This window comes from Thiocystis violacea, assembly GCF_016583565.1.
In the GTDB taxonomy this organism is placed as follows: Bacteria; Pseudomonadota; Gammaproteobacteria; order Chromatiales; family Chromatiaceae; genus Thiorhodococcus; species Thiorhodococcus violaceus_A.
This window is the reverse complement of sequence record NZ_NRRF01000008.1, coordinates 47,405-63,141: the sequence shown is the minus strand read 5'-3', so window position 1 is coordinate 63,141 and position 15,737 is coordinate 47,405. Positions and strand designations below refer to the sequence as shown.

General features: G+C 63.3%; 12 protein-coding genes. 10 read left to right on the top strand and 2 right to left on the bottom strand.

What is annotated here, in order from left to right:
- Window positions 1-28: 28 nt before the first annotated feature.
- Window positions 29-934, bottom strand: a complete 906-nt coding sequence (chlG, locus tag CKO23_RS05315; RefSeq protein ID WP_200328810.1) for a chlorophyll synthase ChlG — start codon at window positions 932-934, stop codon at window positions 29-31.
- A 341-nt stretch (window positions 935-1,275) separates the two neighbouring features.
- Window positions 1,276-2,712: a transcriptional regulator PpsR gene (gene ppsR, locus CKO23_RS05310; RefSeq protein ID WP_200328808.1), complete on the bottom strand. Its 1,437-nt coding sequence runs from the start codon at window positions 2,710-2,712 to the stop codon at window positions 1,276-1,278.
- 588 nt (window positions 2,713-3,300) lie between these two features.
- On the opposite strand from ppsR, the gene bchF reads away from it, so the two are divergent.
- The 10 genes from bchF to puhE all read left to right on the top strand — a co-directional run bounded on the left by bchF (window position 3,301) and on the right by puhE (window position 15,316).
- Window positions 3,301-3,822 carry a 2-vinyl bacteriochlorophyllide hydratase gene (bchF, locus tag CKO23_RS05305; RefSeq protein ID WP_200328806.1) on the top strand — a complete coding sequence of 174 codons (522 nt, stop codon included), beginning with the start codon at window positions 3,301-3,303 and terminating at the stop codon, window positions 3,820-3,822.
- Window positions 3,819-5,099, top strand: coding sequence for a ferredoxin:protochlorophyllide reductase (ATP-dependent) subunit N (locus CKO23_RS05300; RefSeq protein ID WP_200328804.1), 1,281 nt, complete (start codon window positions 3,819-3,821; stop codon window positions 5,097-5,099). The genes bchF and CKO23_RS05300 overlap by 4 nt, the downstream gene beginning before the upstream one ends.
- Before the next feature lie 4 nt (window positions 5,100-5,103).
- On the top strand, window positions 5,104-6,681 hold the full coding sequence (gene bchB / locus CKO23_RS05295) for a ferredoxin:protochlorophyllide reductase (ATP-dependent) subunit B (RefSeq protein ID WP_200328802.1): 1,578 nt from the start codon (window positions 5,104-5,106) through the stop codon (window positions 6,679-6,681).
- The gene (locus tag CKO23_RS05290; RefSeq protein ID WP_200328800.1) at window positions 6,656-10,387 is read left to right on the top strand and encodes a magnesium chelatase subunit H; all 3,732 of its coding nucleotides are present in this window, start codon (window positions 6,656-6,658) and stop codon (window positions 10,385-10,387) included. The genes bchB and CKO23_RS05290 overlap by 26 nt, the downstream gene beginning before the upstream one ends.
- 23 nt (window positions 10,388-10,410) lie before the next feature.
- Window positions 10,411-11,295, top strand: coding sequence for a ferredoxin:protochlorophyllide reductase (ATP-dependent) iron-sulfur ATP-binding protein (gene bchL, locus CKO23_RS05285; RefSeq protein WP_200328927.1), 885 nt, complete (start codon window positions 10,411-10,413; stop codon window positions 11,293-11,295).
- Entirely contained in the window at window positions 11,295-11,996 is a 702-nt protein-coding gene (gene bchM / locus CKO23_RS05280) for a magnesium protoporphyrin IX methyltransferase (protein ID WP_200328798.1), read from the top strand. Before bchL ends, bchM begins: the two co-directional genes overlap by 1 nt.
- Before the next feature lie 341 nt (window positions 11,997-12,337).
- Window positions 12,338-13,117 (top strand): photosynthetic reaction center subunit H, encoded by a 780-nt coding sequence (gene puhA, locus CKO23_RS05275; protein WP_200328796.1) that lies wholly within the window; start codon window positions 12,338-12,340, stop codon window positions 13,115-13,117.
- A complete protein-coding gene (gene puhB, locus CKO23_RS05270) occupies window positions 13,114-13,782 on the top strand; it encodes a photosynthetic complex putative assembly protein PuhB (protein ID WP_200328794.1) in 669 nt (222 codons plus the stop codon). The genes puhA and puhB overlap by 4 nt, the downstream gene beginning before the upstream one ends.
- A 13-nt stretch (window positions 13,783-13,795) precedes the next feature.
- Entirely contained in the window at window positions 13,796-14,254 is a 459-nt protein-coding gene (gene puhC / locus CKO23_RS05265) for a photosynthetic complex assembly protein PuhC (protein WP_200328792.1), read from the top strand.
- Between the two features lie 144 nt (window positions 14,255-14,398).
- A complete protein-coding gene (gene puhE / locus CKO23_RS05260; RefSeq protein WP_200328790.1) occupies window positions 14,399-15,316 on the top strand; it encodes a putative photosynthetic complex assembly protein PuhE in 918 nt (305 codons plus the stop codon).
- Window positions 15,317-15,737: the final 421 nt, after the last annotated feature.

The following is a 15,737-nucleotide window of genomic DNA, read 5'->3' as shown; positions in this document are numbered from 1 at the left end:
AAAGGGCTCGCGCGAGGATGCGCGGGGGTTAATGGAGCAATCCGCGCACGGCGAAGGCGCTGATCATCATGCCAGTGACATAGACGCTCACGCCCAGACCGCTGAACCAGGTCGCGCGCTCGCGTGGGCTGCCGAGGAAACGGATCATGAGGCCGACCTGGATCAGCAGCACCACACCCACGGCGATCGCGTGCGCGGGCTTGTCCCAGGCGAAGAGCAGGGCGATGACGACGGCTTGCGGCAGTCCCATCACCAGACACAGGAGACGCGCCGCGCCGTCCACGCCGAGCTGAACCGGCAGCGAGCGGACATTCATCTGGATGTCGCCCTCGATCGCCTTGAAGTCGTTCAGGGTCATGATGCCGTGGGCGCCGAGGCTGTAGAGCAGGGCCAGAACGAGAATCTGCCACTCGGGCAGGGCGCCACCGATCATGACGGCCGCGCCCGTGATCCAGGCCAGACCCTCGTAAGAGATGCCGGCGGCCAGATTGCCCCACCAGCCGTTGCCCTTGAAGCGGAAGGGCGGTGCGCTATAACCCCAGGCGATCGCCATGCCGATCAGGGCGATGCCGAATACCCAGGGGCCGAGCGCATAGGCCAGCAGCAGTGAAACGGCGGACCAGATCAGCGAGAGATAGAAGCCCCAACGGCCGGGAATGCGCCCCGAGGGAATCGGGCGATTTGGCTCGTTGATGGCGTCGACATGGCGGTCGTACCAATCGTTGACGACCTGGCTAGTTCCGCACATGAGTGGCCCGGCGAGGATGATGCCGGCGATGACGATGAGCCATTGCTCGAGGACGGGCGCGCCGGAAGAGACCACGCCGCAGCTGAAGGCCCACATGGGTGGGAACCAGGTGATGGGGTGGAGGACTTCGAAGATCGCGGATGGCGCGGGTAAGGTCGGGGTCTGAGACACCGTGGTTTGATTCATGCCGGGAACCTGCGTCTGGCCGGAATGGCCACTCTATGCTGTCTGCGATTGAAAAGGAGGTGTCGAGTGACGCGCGCGGCGTCGATCCTGGTTCCGGCCACGCGTCTGTAAGGTGGGCAAGCGCCGTGCAGTCCACCAACAACGGCTCGGGATTCGTTGGACTTGGCTCGCGCTCGTCCACCTATCAGGTCCAACTGATGACCAAGGCCACGCGCACCCAGCTTGCCGCTGCCTGTGCGTACACAATATGGGATGCCCGGACGCACATCTTCCAGGTGCTCTTCGTGTGTCGGGATTGGGCCTTCCATCCAGGCATCGGGCTCGGGGCATCGGCGGCGAGCCTATTTCTTGCTTGGCCCCGATGACTCGGAGGTTTGATCAGCCACGATGCCGTAACGATCGATTTTGACGTAGAGGCTCTGCCGACTCAACCCCAGCAGTTCGGCCGCGGAGGCGCGATTGTCCCCGGTCAATTTCAGGGCGGCCTCGATGCAGAGCCGCTCGATGGTGTCGGTGGACTCCCTCACCAGCTCCTTCAGCGGTACCCGCCCGACGCGGTCCGTCAACTGGTCTAGCCAGCGCGCCTGCTCTGGGCTCGTCGGCTGCTCCGCGCTGAGCCGACGTCCGACGTCGCGGATGAAGAAGCCGAAATAGGGGCGTTCTCCGTTGCGGACGGCCGCGGCCGAGATCTCGACATCGGTCGTCGATCCATACTCGCCGCGCAACGTCGTCGCGAACAGCCTGACCGTCGTGTGCTGGCGCAGATTCGCCATGAGGACGTTGAGATCGACTCCGGGTCTGCCCAGCCAGCGGTCCAGGCTCTCGCCACGCGCCTGCTGTTCGGTCGCCACTTCGGCGAGGCTCAGGAAGGTGCTGTTGGCGGTGAGAATTCGGCCGTCCGCGTCCGTGATCACGACGCAATCCGGCGCGTTCTCAAGCACCCGCAGATAGCGTGCCTTGGCGTCCGGCATGGGTGCCGCCGCGGAGGTGTCCGGTATCACGGGCGAGAGGCGGACCAGCAGGAAGGACGCATTCTCTTGCCGCAGCAGCGAGGCCGAGACCAGGAACTCCTGCAGGCTGTCGGTCAGTCTCGCCCTGACGTCGTCGGCGCGCCCAGCGGCCCGCACGCCGGCCAGCAGGCCGTTGATGGCCTGGGTGCTTTCGTTGTCGAATCCCTCGGGGAAGGGTCTGCCGATGACGCGCGTTGGCGTCTCGCCGAGCATCTGTCCGGCGGCCGGGTTGGCCTCGACGACGCGCTGTGTCGGCGCATCGATGATGAGGATCGCCTCGGAGACCATGCGGAACAGCAGGCGGTAGCGCGTCTCGACCTGCCGGAAGCGCCAGTAGTCGCGCTCCAATGCCTGCTGCGCATCGACGAGCTGCTGCTGAAGTGCCGCCATGCCCTGCAGATTGCGTCCCACGGCGACCAGGCTGCCGGTCTTGCTCACTCTGAGCGCGCGGTATTGAACGGGAATTTCGCCGCCGCGCAAGGTCGGGTGGGTGACCTGCCGCCAGCGGGTGAGGGCGTTCTGCGCCGCGTCTTCCAGGAGTGCCTCAAGGCTTGGGCGGGTCTCGGGCGAGACGGTCGACAGCCAGGGCTGGCCGACCCAGTCGGGACTGAAGTCCGCGGCGAGGTCGTCGCTTCCATAGGCGATGTCGCTGATGATGCCTTTGGCATCCACGACGATCGCAATATCAGCCATGCCCTCGACCAAGGCCGCCGTCGTGTCGGCGTCGAGGACGCCGAGGCTCTCCCTCGGGGCTCTGAACGAACTCACGGCGACCAGACCCTCCAATGCCACGTAGGCGCACCCTCACAGACCAGACTCGCCCCGGGCTCGGTCCTCGGCGGTTACCTCGCCGGACCTGGGACGCATACTCATTAACACAAGCGTTTCGCGACGATCTTCCAGCGCGCAACCTGAAGCCTTTCGCTTCCGTTGCGCCCTATCGGTCGATGAAATCGGTCGACGAAGGCCGACTGGGTGATCTTCACATCACAGGTGCTCGCCTGCCCCGTGCCCGATGCCAAGTCTGCGTCGTTCCAGCGAGACCGCTTTTCAGTGCTGTTCGCGAACCCTTCGCCGCCACTCAGCTTCGGCTGGCTCGACGCGCACAGACCTTCAGCCCGTCGTGAGCGAAACGACAGCGGTTCCGGGTATTTCCCTCATGGGAATCACGAGATTGGTAGTCGAAATGCATGCCGATCCCCCAACAGGGACATGATCCCTATTGTGGTGGCTCGCGCGAGGTTGTCAAGTCAGGTTTACGTAAAGTTTGGTTGACGCATGCCGGAAAGCGGACTAGATTTCTGCCTACGATTTGAGTGAAGATCTATAGGATCTAAAGCGGATTCGGCCCGAGTAATGACCCATCACCCTACCGAAAAGACCCCGCATCGGCCTCTTTATACCCCAGAGGAGCGTCGGCGGCGGGACGAGACGCCGTGGACCCTCGTCCAAGGCATCCTTGCGCCCCTTCAGTTCGTGGTCTTCCTGTTCAGTCTTTACTTCGTCCTGCGCTACCTCGCGACGGGCGAGGGCGCCGTGATTGCGACGGGCTCCATCGTGGTCAAGACGCTGGTGCTCTATACCATCATGATCACCGGCTCGATCTGGGAGAAGGTCGTCTTTGGCCGCTATCTGTTTGCGCACGCCTTCTTCTGGGAGGACGTCTTCAGCATGCTGGTGCTGGCCTTGCACACGGCCTACCTTGCCGCGCTCTTCACCGGTTTCGTCGATACGCGCGGCCAGATGCTGATCGCGCTCGCTGCCTATGCGACCTATATCATCAACGCGGCGCAGTTCCTCATCAAGCTGCGCGCGGCTCGCCTGCAGGGCAGTCGGGGTGGCGTCGAAGCTGGCACGCTTGCCGAGGTTGCGGAATGACGGCGGCCGAAGCCTTGGCGCAGGCAGGCGACTGCGCGATTCCGGACATCAAGCGCGAGCGGGGGCAGAGGCAAGTCTTCTGCGGGCTCGCTGGCATCGTTTGGCTCCACCGCAAGATCCAGGACGCCTTCTTCCTCATCGTTGGCTCGCGGACCTGTGCCCATCTGATGCAGTCCGCGGCCGGGGTCATGATCTTTGCCGAGCCGCGTTTCGCGACCGCGATCCTGCAGGAGCGCGATCTGGCCGGCCTCGCGGACTGCAATCAAGAGCTGGATCGCGTCGCGGCCGACGTGCTCGAGCGGCGCCCCGACATCAAGACGCTCTTCCTCGTCGGCTCCTGTCCGTCCGAGGTCATCAAGCTCGATCTGGCGAAGGCCGCCGAGCGTTTGTCCGAGGTGTACCGCGGTCGCGTTCGGGTTCTCGACTATTCGGCCAGCGGTCTGGAGACGACCTTCACTCAGGGTGAAGATGCGTGCCTCAAGTCGCTGGTGCCGCAGATGCCGCAGCTCGCGGCGGGCGAACGCTCCCTGCTGGTCGTGGGAACCCTGCCGGATGTCGTGGAGGACCAGTTCGCGCGGATCTTCAAGGATCTCGGCATCGGTCCGGTCCATTTCCTGCCGCCCCGTCACGCGAGCGAGTTCCCTCCGGTTGGAAGTGGGACCTCGGTCCTGCTTGCCCAGCCCTTCGTCGGTGATACGCTGCGTGCCCTCGTGGAGCGTGGCGCAACGCTTTTGAAGGCCCCTTATCCGTTCGGGATCGAAGGGACGCTTGCGTGGCTGCGCGCCGCGGCGGATGCCTGGGGCATCTCAAGCGCGACCCTCGAGGCCGTCACCGCGCCAGCCATCGCGCGTGCGCAACTGGGGCTCGCCCGTCAGCGCGAGCTTCTGGTCGGGAAGCGCGTGAGTTTTCTCCCGGATTCGCAGCTGGAGATCCCCATCGCACGCTTCCTCCAGCGGGAATGCGGGATGGAGCTGGTCGAGGTCGCGACGCCCTTTCTGGATCGCCAGCTGATGGAGTCGGAGCTGTCATTGCTGCCGCGGGGGTTGCGGCTGACCGAGGGTCAGGATGTCGAGCGTCAGCTCGATCGCGTGCGCGAGGATCGGCCCGACATCACCGTCTGTGGGTTGGGCCTGGCAAATCCGCTGGAGGCCGAAGGGTTGCGGACCAAGTGGTCGATCGAGTTGGTCTTCACCCCGGTCCACGGCTTCGATCAAGCGGCCGATTTGGCTGAGCTCTTTGCGCGTCCCCTTGTGCGCGGCGCCTTGTTGAAGGTTTAGCGTCATGCAGCTGACTCTCTGGTCCTACGAAGGCCCTCCACACATTGGCGCGATGCGCATTGCGGTCTCCATGGAGGGTGTCCATCTGGTGCTGCATGCGCCTCAGGGCGATACCTATGCCGATCTGCTCTTCACGATGATCGAGCGCCGCGGCCAGCGTCCGCCCGTGAGCTACACCACCTTCCAGGCGCGCGAGCTGGGAAGCGACACCGCCGATCTGGTGAAGACCACGATTCAGGAAACCTACGATCGGTTCAAGCCGCGCGTGATCATGATCGGCGAGTCGTGCACCGCCGAGTTGATCCAGGACCAGCCCGGAGCGCTCGCTCAAGGCATGGGGCTCCCGGCGCCCGTACTGTCTCTGGAGCTGCCGGCCTATACGCGCAAGGAGAACTGGGGGGCGAACGAGACCTTCTATCAACTGGTTCGGGGTCTCCTCAAGGGCAAGGTGCCTGCGCCGGGTTCGGAGCGCGACCTGCGCGCGTCGAGTGGTCGCCCTTCGGCCAATCTACTGGGTCCGTCGGCGCTCGGATTCCGCTGCCGAGACGACGTCGTCGAGGTCACGCGGCTCTTGGATTCCATCGGCGTGGATGTCAACGTGGTTGCTCCCCTTGGCGCGAGCCCCGAGGACGTGCTGCGGATCCCCGAGGCCGACATCAACGTCTGCCTGTATCCGGAAGTCGCGGATCAAGCCTGCAATTGGCTGGAGCGCATGTTCGGGCAGCCCTGCATCAAGACCGTGCCCATCGGGATTGGCGCGACCCATGATTTCATTCAAGAGGTGGCGAGCACCCTGCAGTTGGATGTCGCCGCCACTACGGATCCGATCTCGTCTAGAATGCCGTGGTATTCGCGATCAGTGGATTCGACCTATCTGACGGGGAAGCGCGTCTTCATCTTCGCCGACGCAACCCATGCCGTCGCGGCGGCGCGGATTGCGGCCGAAGAGCTTGGCTTCACCGTCGTGGGCATCGGCACCTATGCGCGCGAGTTCGCGCGGGACGTGCGCGAGGCGGCCAAGCGCTATGGTGTGGAGCCGCTGATCACGGACGATTATCTGGAGGTGGAGGCCAAGGTGGCCGAGCTGCATCCAGAGCTGGTGCTGGGGACTCAGATGGAGCGCCACATCGCCAAGCGCCTGGGAGTTCCGTGCGCCGTCATCTCGGCGCCGGTGCATATTCAGGATTTCCCCTCGCGATATGCCCCGCAGATGGGCTTCGAAGGGGCGAACGTGATCTTCGATACATGGGTCCATCCCTTGATGATGGGGCTGGAAGAGCATCTCATCACCATGTTTCGCGAGGACTTCGAGTTCCATGATGCGGCGACGCCGTCGCATCTGGGCTCCAGTGCGACGCCTGGTCGTCAGCAAGAAACCCGGTCAGATCCGACGGAGGGCTCCGACCGGACCGATGAGACCGTCATGGCCTGGGCATCGGACGCCGAGCAGGAACTGAAAAAGATCCCCTTTTTCGTGCGCGGAAAGGCGCGGCGCAACACCGAGCGCTTCGCGGAAGAACGAGGGATCCAGACAATTACTGTGGAGACGCTCTACGATGCCAAAGCGCACTTCGGCCGCTAAAACACCTGCCAAGACCTCGGACGCGACACCAGTTCGCGTCGTCATCGTCAACCTCGATGGGCACCTGGCGGGCACGACCCAGCGCGCACTCCCCTCGGTTCGGCGTGATTTGCCCGGCTTCGAGCTAAATCTGCACGCCGCGACGGAATGGGCCGACGATCCTGCCTCGCTCGAGCGCTGTCTGAAGGACATCGCCGAGGGCGACATCATCATGGTCACCATGCTCGTCATGGAAGACCACTTCAAGCCCATCCTCCCCGCGTTGGCCGCGCGGCGCGACGCCTGCGACGCCATGGTCGTGTGCATGTCCGCGAGCGAGCTGATGAAGATGACCCGCATGGGCGGCTTCGCGATGGACGGTTCGCCGGGCGGCCCCATGGCGCTCCTCAAGCGCTTGCGTGGCAATAAGGAGCGCAAACAGAGCACCGGCGCCCAGCAGATGTCCATGCTGCGTCGCATCCCCAAGCTGCTGCGCTTCATCCCAGGCACGGCGCAGGACGTGCGCGCCTACTTCCTCACCCTCCAATACTGGCTCGCGGGCTCCGACGAGAACCTGGCGAACATGCTGCGCTTCCTGGTCGATCGCTATGCCGACGGTGACCGCCGGCATCTGCGCGGCACCATGAAGGTCGATCCGCCGGTCGAGTATCCCGAGGTGGGCGTCTACCACCCGGACATGAAGGGAAGGATCAGCGAGAAGCTCGCCCACCTGCCGATGCAGAAGCAGGGCAAGGGTCGCGTCGGTCTCCTGCTGATGCGCTCCTACGTCCTGGCTGGCAACTCCGGACATTACGACGGCGTGATCCGGGCGCTGGAGGCGCGCGGGCTTCAGGTGGTTCCCGCCTTCGCGAGCGGCCTGGATGCGCGTCCGGCGATCGAGACGTTCTTCATGCAGGACGGTCAGTCGACCGTGGATGCCGTGGTCTCGCTGACCGGTTTCTCGCTCGTCGGCGGCCCCGCCTATAACGATTCCCACGCGGCCGAGGAGATACTGACGCGCCTCGACGTGCCCTACTTGGCGACGCTTGCCGTCGAGTTCCAGACCTTGGATCAGTGGCAGGAGTCGAATCAGGGCCTGCTCCCGGTCGAGGCGACCATGATGGTGGCGATCCCCGAGCTGGATGGCGCGGCTGGCTCGCTGGTCTACGGCGGCCGCAACGGCGGCGGCCCGGAAGACGGCGCCCGCGACATGCACTCGCACAAAGAGCGCGCCGAGATGTTGGCGTCGCGCACCGCGAAGCTGGTTCGCATGCGTCGCGCCGCGCGTGCCAAGCGCAACGTCGCGATCGTCCTCTTCAACTTTCCGCCCAACGCGGGAAACACGGGTACCGCGGCCTATCTGTCGGTCTTCGCGTCGCTCTACCGCACCCTCGTCGCCATGGATGCGGCCGGTTACAGCGTCGATCTGCCCGAGAGCGTCGACGATCTGCGCGAGCGCATCGTCAACGGCAATGCCTCGCGCTTCGGTGCGCACGCCAACGTCCATACCCGGATCCCGGCGGATGACCATGTCCGCCGCGAGCCTTATCTGGCCGAGATCGAGAAGCAGTGGGGTCCCGCGCCGGGCAAGCAGCAGAGCGACGGCGCCTCGATCTTCGTGCTGGGCGCGCAGTTCGGCAACGTCTTCGTTGGTGTGCAGCCTTCCTTCGGCTACGAGGGCGACCCGATGCGCCTGCTGTTCGAGAAGGGTTTTGCCCCGACGCACGCCTTCTCGGCCTTCTATCGCTACATTCGCGACGATTTTAGCGCCCACGCCGTGCTGCATTTCGGAACCCACGGCGCGCTCGAGTTCATGCCTGGAAAACAGGCTGGTCTGTCCAGCGCCTGCTGGCCCGACCGCCTCATCGGCGATCTGCCGAACATCTATCTCTACGCCTCGAACAACCCCTCGGAAGGCACCATCGCCAAGCGTCGTTCTGCGGCGACCCTGGTCAGCTACATGACCCCGCCGATCGCGCATGCCGGTCTCTACAAGGGCTTGATCGATCTCAAGGGTTCCATGGAGCGCTGGCGTTCGCTTCCGCCGGACGACGTCGAGGAGCGCGGCGCGCTTGCAGAGATCATCCAGGCCCAGGCCGCCGAGCTGGAACTCGTGGATCTGGAGCCGCAGTGGAGCCATGACGTCGATGCGCGGGTGACCAAGCTGAACGAGGATATCCTCGAACTCGAGTACACCCTGATCCCGCACGGTTTGCATGTCGTCGGCGAGGCCCCGACCGACGAGGAGCGGGTCGATCTGCTGATGGCCGTTGCCGAGTCGACCAAGGACATCCGTCCGGACCAGGCGGCCCTTGAGGCGCTGGTCGCGGGCAAGTCGCCGGAGAAGGCGCTCAAGGCCGGCAAGATGAAGGCTACCGAGGCACATGTCACACTGTTCCGCGAGCTGGCCGAGATCGATCGGCTCCTGGTGCAGGACACCGAGATTCCGGCGATTCTGCGTGCGCTCGACGGCCGCTTCATCCCGCCGGCACCCGGTGGAGATCTTCTGCGCACGCCCGCGATCCTGCCGACCGGCCGCAATCTGCACGGCTTCGATCCTTTCCGGTTGCCCAGTGTCTTTGCGGTGAAGGACGGCGCTCAGCAGGCGGCGCGCCTCATCGAGCGCCATCTGTCGGAAGGCAACGGCTACCCCGAGACGATCGCCTTGGTGCTCTGGGGCACCGACAACCTCAAGACAGAGGGTGGTCCGATCGGCCAGGCGCTATCGCTCATCGGCGCCAATCCCCGATTCGACAACTATGGTCGCCTCGCGGGTGCGACGCTGATTCCGCTCGAAGAGTTGGGTCGTCCGCGGATCGACGTCGTCATGACGCTCTCGGGCATCTTCCGTGACCTGTTGCCTTTGCAGACCAAGCTGCTCGCTGAAGCCTCCTTCCTCGCCGCCTCGGCGGACGAGCCGATGGAGCAAAACTTCATCCGCAAGCACGCACTCGCCTATCAGGAAGAGCATGGCTGCGATTTGGAGACCGCCTCCTTGCGCGTCTTCAGTAACGGGGACGGCGCCTATGGCGCGAACGTCAATCACCTCATCGACAGCAGCAGCTGGGAGGAGGGCGAGGAGCTGGCTGAGACCTACACCCGTCGCAAGAGCTTCGCCTACGGGCGCTCCGGCAAGCCGGTTCAGCAGGCCGAGCTGCTCAAGAGCATGCTCGGCAAGGTCCAGCTGGCCTACCAAAACCTCGATTCCGTCGAGCTCGGCGTCACCACCGTCGATCACTACTTCGACACCCTCGGCGGTATCGCCAAGGCCGTCGGGCAGTACAAGGGGGACGAAGTGCCGGTCTATATCGGTGACCAGACGCGCGGCGACGGTGTCGTGCGCACCCTCGCCGAGCAGGTCGCCCTGGAGACCCGCACCCGCATGCTCAATCCCAAATGGTACGAAGGGATGCTGAAGCATGGCTACGAGGGCGTGCGCCAGATCGAGGTGCATGTCACCAACACCATGGGCTGGTCGGCGACGACCGGTCAGGTCGCTCCCTGGGTCTACCAGCAGTTGACCGAGACCTTCGTGCTGGACGAGGAGATGCGCAATCGCCTTGCCCAGCTCAATCCGACGGCCTCGGCCAAGGTCGCGAATCGTCTCATCGAGGCCCATGAGCGTAATTACTGGTCGCCCGACGAGGCGACGCTCGAAGCGCTACGCCGCGCAGGAGAAGAGTTGGAAGATCGGCTTGAAGGCGTCATCGAGGAGGCAGCCGCGTGACCATTCCGGAGTTTCCCGCTGACATGTTCAACAGTTTGCCCAAGCACCCCGACGGTGAGGGGAGTGTTCAGGTCCAGCTCGATCCGGACATCCGCATCGATACGGCCAAGGTCTTCGCCATCTACGGCAAGGGCGGCATCGGCAAGAGCACGACCTCGTCCAATCTGTCCGTCGCCTTCTCGAAGCTGGGCAAGCGTGTGCTGCAGATCGGCTGCGATCCGAAGCACGACTCGACCTTCACCCTGACCAAGTGTCTGGTGCCGACGGTCATCGACATTCTCGAGTCCGTGGATTTCCACGCCGAGGAGTTGCGCCCAAGCGACTACGTCTACGAAGGCTACAACGGCGTCATGTGTGTCGAGGCCGGTGGACCGCCGGCGGGCACCGGCTGCGGTGGCTATGTCGTGGGCCAGACCGTGAAGCTCCTCAAGCAGCATCATCTGCTCGAGGACACCGATGTGGTGGTCTTCGACGTGCTGGGTGATGTGGTCTGCGGCGGCTTCGCGACACCACTGCAGCATGCCGAGCGTGCGCTCATCGTGACGGCGAACGACTTCGACTCCATTTTCGCGATGAATCGGATCGCGGCAGCCATTCTCGCCAAATCGAAGCACTATGGCGTCCGTTTGGGTGGTGTCATCGCCAACCGCAGCGTCAATACCGATGAGATCGACCGCTTCAACGAGGCCGTCGGCCTGAAGCGTCTGGCGCATCTGCCCGATCTGGACATCATCCGTCGCAGCCGCTTGAAGAAGTCGACGCTGTTCGAGATGGAGCCAGGTCCAGGGCTGGAAGAGGCGCAGCAACAGTATCTGCAGCTTGCCGAGCGCCTGTGGGAAGGGGTTGAGCCCTTGGACGCCCAGCCGATGCGGGACCGCGATATTTTCGATTTCCTGGGGTTCGATTGATGCAAGACGCCTCCTATCAAGAACGTCGCGGGGAAATCGAGACCTATTTCGACCGCACCGCCGCAGACGCCTGGAGCAAGCTGACCTCGGATGCCAAGGTCAGTAAGATTCGGGAGACCGTGCGTGCCGGGAGAGACGACATGCGTCGTACACTCCTTGATTGGCTTCCGGCCGATCTCAGCGGCAAACGCTTACTCGACGCGGGCTGCGGAACCGGCGCCTTGGCGGTCGAGGCGGCCCGCCGCGGGGCCGAGGTCGTCGCCATTGATGTGGCCCCCACACTGATCGAGATCGCGCGTGAGCGTGCGCCGACTGATCTAGGTCAAGGTTCCGTGACATTTCAGGCGGGCGACATGCTCGATCCTGCGCACGGACAGTTCGACCATGTGGTCGCGATGGACTCGCTCATTCATTATTGCCCTGCGGACGTCGTGAAGGTGCTGGCGGGGCTCGCGGAGAGGACGAGCGGATCCATCCTCTTCACCTTTGCGCCGAAGACGGTTCCTTTGGCGATCATGCACGCTGTGGGTCGCTTTTTTCCGCGCGGAGATCGTGCCCCGGCCATCGAGCCGGTGAGCATTGGGAAGCTCGGATCCTTGATCGTCGCCGATCCCTGTCTGCGTCGCTGGGCACCAAAGCGGACGCGTCGAATCGCTGTCGGGTTTTATATGTCCCAGGCGCTGGAGTTGTTGCCGGCCTGAGACCTTGCAGTACCGCGCCTAGAGACCATCGTGGCGCGGAGTGTTCGAGCGCTTTTCAGCGCTGTGGAGGCCACGGCTCCGGCTGTGGTGATGGCCCTGAGAGGAGGCAGGTGGTTGCGACGCATCCGCCGTGTGCTTGGCAGGGTTTGTTGACCCGGCATCGCCCGGTTCTGACACCAGCTATGGAGTCGTCTATAGCACTGAGATCGTTTTGTTTTTCGCCACGCTGGTCGCCAATGGCCCCTTCGCGTGAACAGCGAATGGATTCGGTCCACGGCGGTCACCGCGTAACGGTCTAGCTGGCTTACCTGGCTAGCCATTTGTCCTACGGAGGTTACATCATGTCTGCTGCCATCACTGACTATATGGACGTTGCCCAATTGACGATTTGGGCGTTCTGGTTCTTTTTTGCTGGGCTCATCTATTATCTTCGCCAGGAAGATAAGCGAGAGGGTTATCCGCTCGACTCGGACCGCACCGAGATGTCCGGTGGTCGCGTGAAGGTCGTCGGTTTCCCGGTTCTCGCCAAGCCTAAGACCTTCATTCTTCCGCACAACGCGGGTACCCTCCAGGCGCCGCGTCAGGAGGCGATGGCCAAGGTGAACGCGACGCCTTCCGCGCCTTTCCCAGGTGCGCCCTTCGATCCGGTCGGCGATCCGATGCTTTCCGGCTTCGGTCCCGCGGCCTCGCCGGATCGCGCCAAGCATTGCGACCTCACCATCGACGGAGTGCCGAAGATCGTGCCGCTGCGCGTCGCGACCGATTTCAGCATCGCCGAGGGTGAGCCGGATCCGCGCGGCATGACGGTCCTTGGTCTGGACGGTGAAGTCGCCGGTGCCGTGACCGATGTCTGGGTCGATCGCTCGGAGCCTCAGATCCGCTATCTGGAGATGAAGGCCGCATCGGGTGGCAAGCAGACCCTGCTGCCGATCAACTTCTGCCGCTTCAACAAGAAGGCCCGCACCATCAAGGTCGCTGCCATCAAGGCCGCTCACTTCGCGAACGTGCCAGGCTTGGCCAAGCCGGATCAGATCACCCTCTACGAGGAAGACAAGGTCTGTGCCTACTATGCTGGCGGTAAGCTCTACGCCACTGAAGAGCGTGCCGGTCCTTTGTTGTGAAGGAATACGACTTCGAGCCTATCAAGGGCTTGCCAGAGCAGCTTCCTCCTGGTGAGGAACTGCTTTGGCAGGGCGCGCCGCGCTGGGGAGCCCTTGCGCGGCGGGCCTTTCATGTTCGGAAGATCGCGATCTATTTCGTGGTGCTCGAGGTCCTGGCGATCGCTGTGGACTGGTCTGATGGCCTGTCCATGGCGAGCGTCCTTTCAAGCCTTTCATGGATGTTGGTGCTGGCCGGCGTCTCCATCGGTGCCTTAGTCCTACTTGCTTGGGCGATGGCTCGGTCGAGCGTCTACACCATCACGAGCCAACGCCTGGTCATGCGGATTGGGGTTGCGCTTCCCATGATGATGAACCTGCCTTTCAAGCAGATCAGGTCCGCGGATCTCAGGGTCTATGAAGACGGCACCGGGGATATTCCGCTGCTTCTGGCGTCATCGGCCAAGCCTTCTTACATGATCTTCTGGCCGCATGCGCGTCCCTGGCACTTCTCGCCGCCCCAGCCGATGCTGCGCGCGATTCCGGATGCGGCCAAGGTTGCGGCGATTCTCGCTGGGGCGCTCGAGTCCTATGCGAGCGAGGTGGAAGATGAGTCGCAAACGACTGATTTGCCACCGCGTGTCGTGTCGGAGCCCAGGTTGGCCTCCGAGGGCGAGCCACTTTCCTGACGAGGTCTTTCCTGTGAGTGATGCATTTGGTGGACGCCCCTTTCCAAAGGGCGTTCTGATTGCTGTTGCGGCGTTGTTGGGCTTTACCATCATCATGATTTCGGTTGCCCGCCTGACCGGATTCATGATGCCGCAAGCGCCAGTGACGGCCGAGGTTCAGGCGAGGGACATTGCTTTCCTCGAGCAGACCGATGGATCCATGGCGGTCACCGACGTTGCGACGGGCGAAGTGATACAGACCTTGCCGGCGGGTAGTGAAGGCTTCATTCGCGGTGTACTCAGAAGTCTGGCGCGGCAGCGTCGGGGGTATGACGCACCCTTGTCGGAGCCTTTCCGCCTCGCGCTCCGGGAGAGCGGGGACTACACCCTTGAGGATCCCGTGACAGGAATCCTCCTCGACCTGCGCGCCTTCGGTGAAACCAACCAAGCGGCTTTTGCCGAGCTGCTGTCGGTGCCCGCCGCCGCCCGCTAGGCGATCCGCCGCGCGGGCTCTGCGCGGATGCCGCTGTCTATTCGCGACCGAGATCAGACGTCATGTAGACGGAGGATCGCGATCTATTCAACCCTGGATCGCAGATGCTCAGGTTGCTATCTGCTTGGGAGTCGGATCTAGTCCATGTCTGAGTTCGGTTTTCCAATCCTGTACGGCCTCGGGCTATGGTGGTTCAGCACCGGGGTCGTGCTCTATCTCGACAACCTTCCAGGGCGAACCTTTCGCTGGACCCTGCTTGGCGGCACCGTTGTCTTGGCGATCGCGATCTTCGGGTTGGTGGTGAGCAGTGCGTCCATGACCCCGTTTGCCGCCTATGCAGCCTTTTCCTGCGGCGTTGTGATCTGGGGCGTCCTGGAGATGAGCTACTTCACGGGCTTCGTGACTGGGCCGCGCAAGAGCCCCTGTCCGCCAGTCTGCTCGAAATGGAAGCGCTTCGGATTGGCGATCTTGACGAGCCTCTATCATGAACTCGCCATTCTGAGCACAGTGCTCTTCATGGTACTGATCTCCTGGGAGGAGCCGAATCAGGTCGGCACCTGGACCTTCATCATTCTGTGGTTGATGCGCTGGAGCGCGAAGCTCAATCTCTTCCTCGGCGTTCCGAACCTCAATGAGGAGTGGCTTCCGGAGCACTTGCGCTATCTCAAGACCTATATGGCCAAGCGGTCGATGAACTTGCTGTTTCCCGTCTCCGTGACCGCAGCCACGGTGATCGCGGTTCTGATCGTGCTCAAGGCCATGACCCCGGGGGTCGATGGAGCGCAGATCGTGGGTCTGATCTTGCTCGCGACGCTTCTCGCATTAGCCATTCTTGAGCATTGGTTCCTCGTGCTTCCCTTGCCGGACGAGGCTCTCTGGGCTTGGGCGTTGCCTTCGCGAGAGCCGGGATCCTCTAAGAACGACGATGCGCCACCGGATAACCTGGGCAAATCTTCGGTCCGCACCCCTGCGCGCTCATCGGCGGAGAAGACGATGGGCAGACTGCCCTCTGAGCGATGTTCTCTGCAGGGAGTCAGCGCCAGGGCCGTCTCCGGCCTTTGATGGAGCCGCGTGCGACGATCGAGGCCCCGTCAGTCGGCTGTCTGCAGGCTGTACACTTCTCGCGTTTTCGGGGAACTTTCCAGTAAACTCCGAGCGGTTGTGGAGGTTCGTAGCCAGTATCAGTATACTTCTTGGATACCAGCTGTGATGCCAGCGGGTCCACGGTTCGCTAGTGCTTCTTCGAGTCCCCCGGAATCAAGGACGAGGCTGTGTAGCGACGCTCAGAAGCGCCTCCCCGCCATGCCTTATCCTGACCTGGCTCTGGCAGCGTACGATGATCCTCTGGCTGTTGGTCGGGATGCCAGAGCCCGCAGCCTCGGGCAAGCCCTTCTGGGAGACCGATGATAAGAAGAGAGGCGACTGTCCCCGAATCGCACCGGTGGGCCTCGACAGGGTGGGCGCAACCTTACCGGCGTCCGCA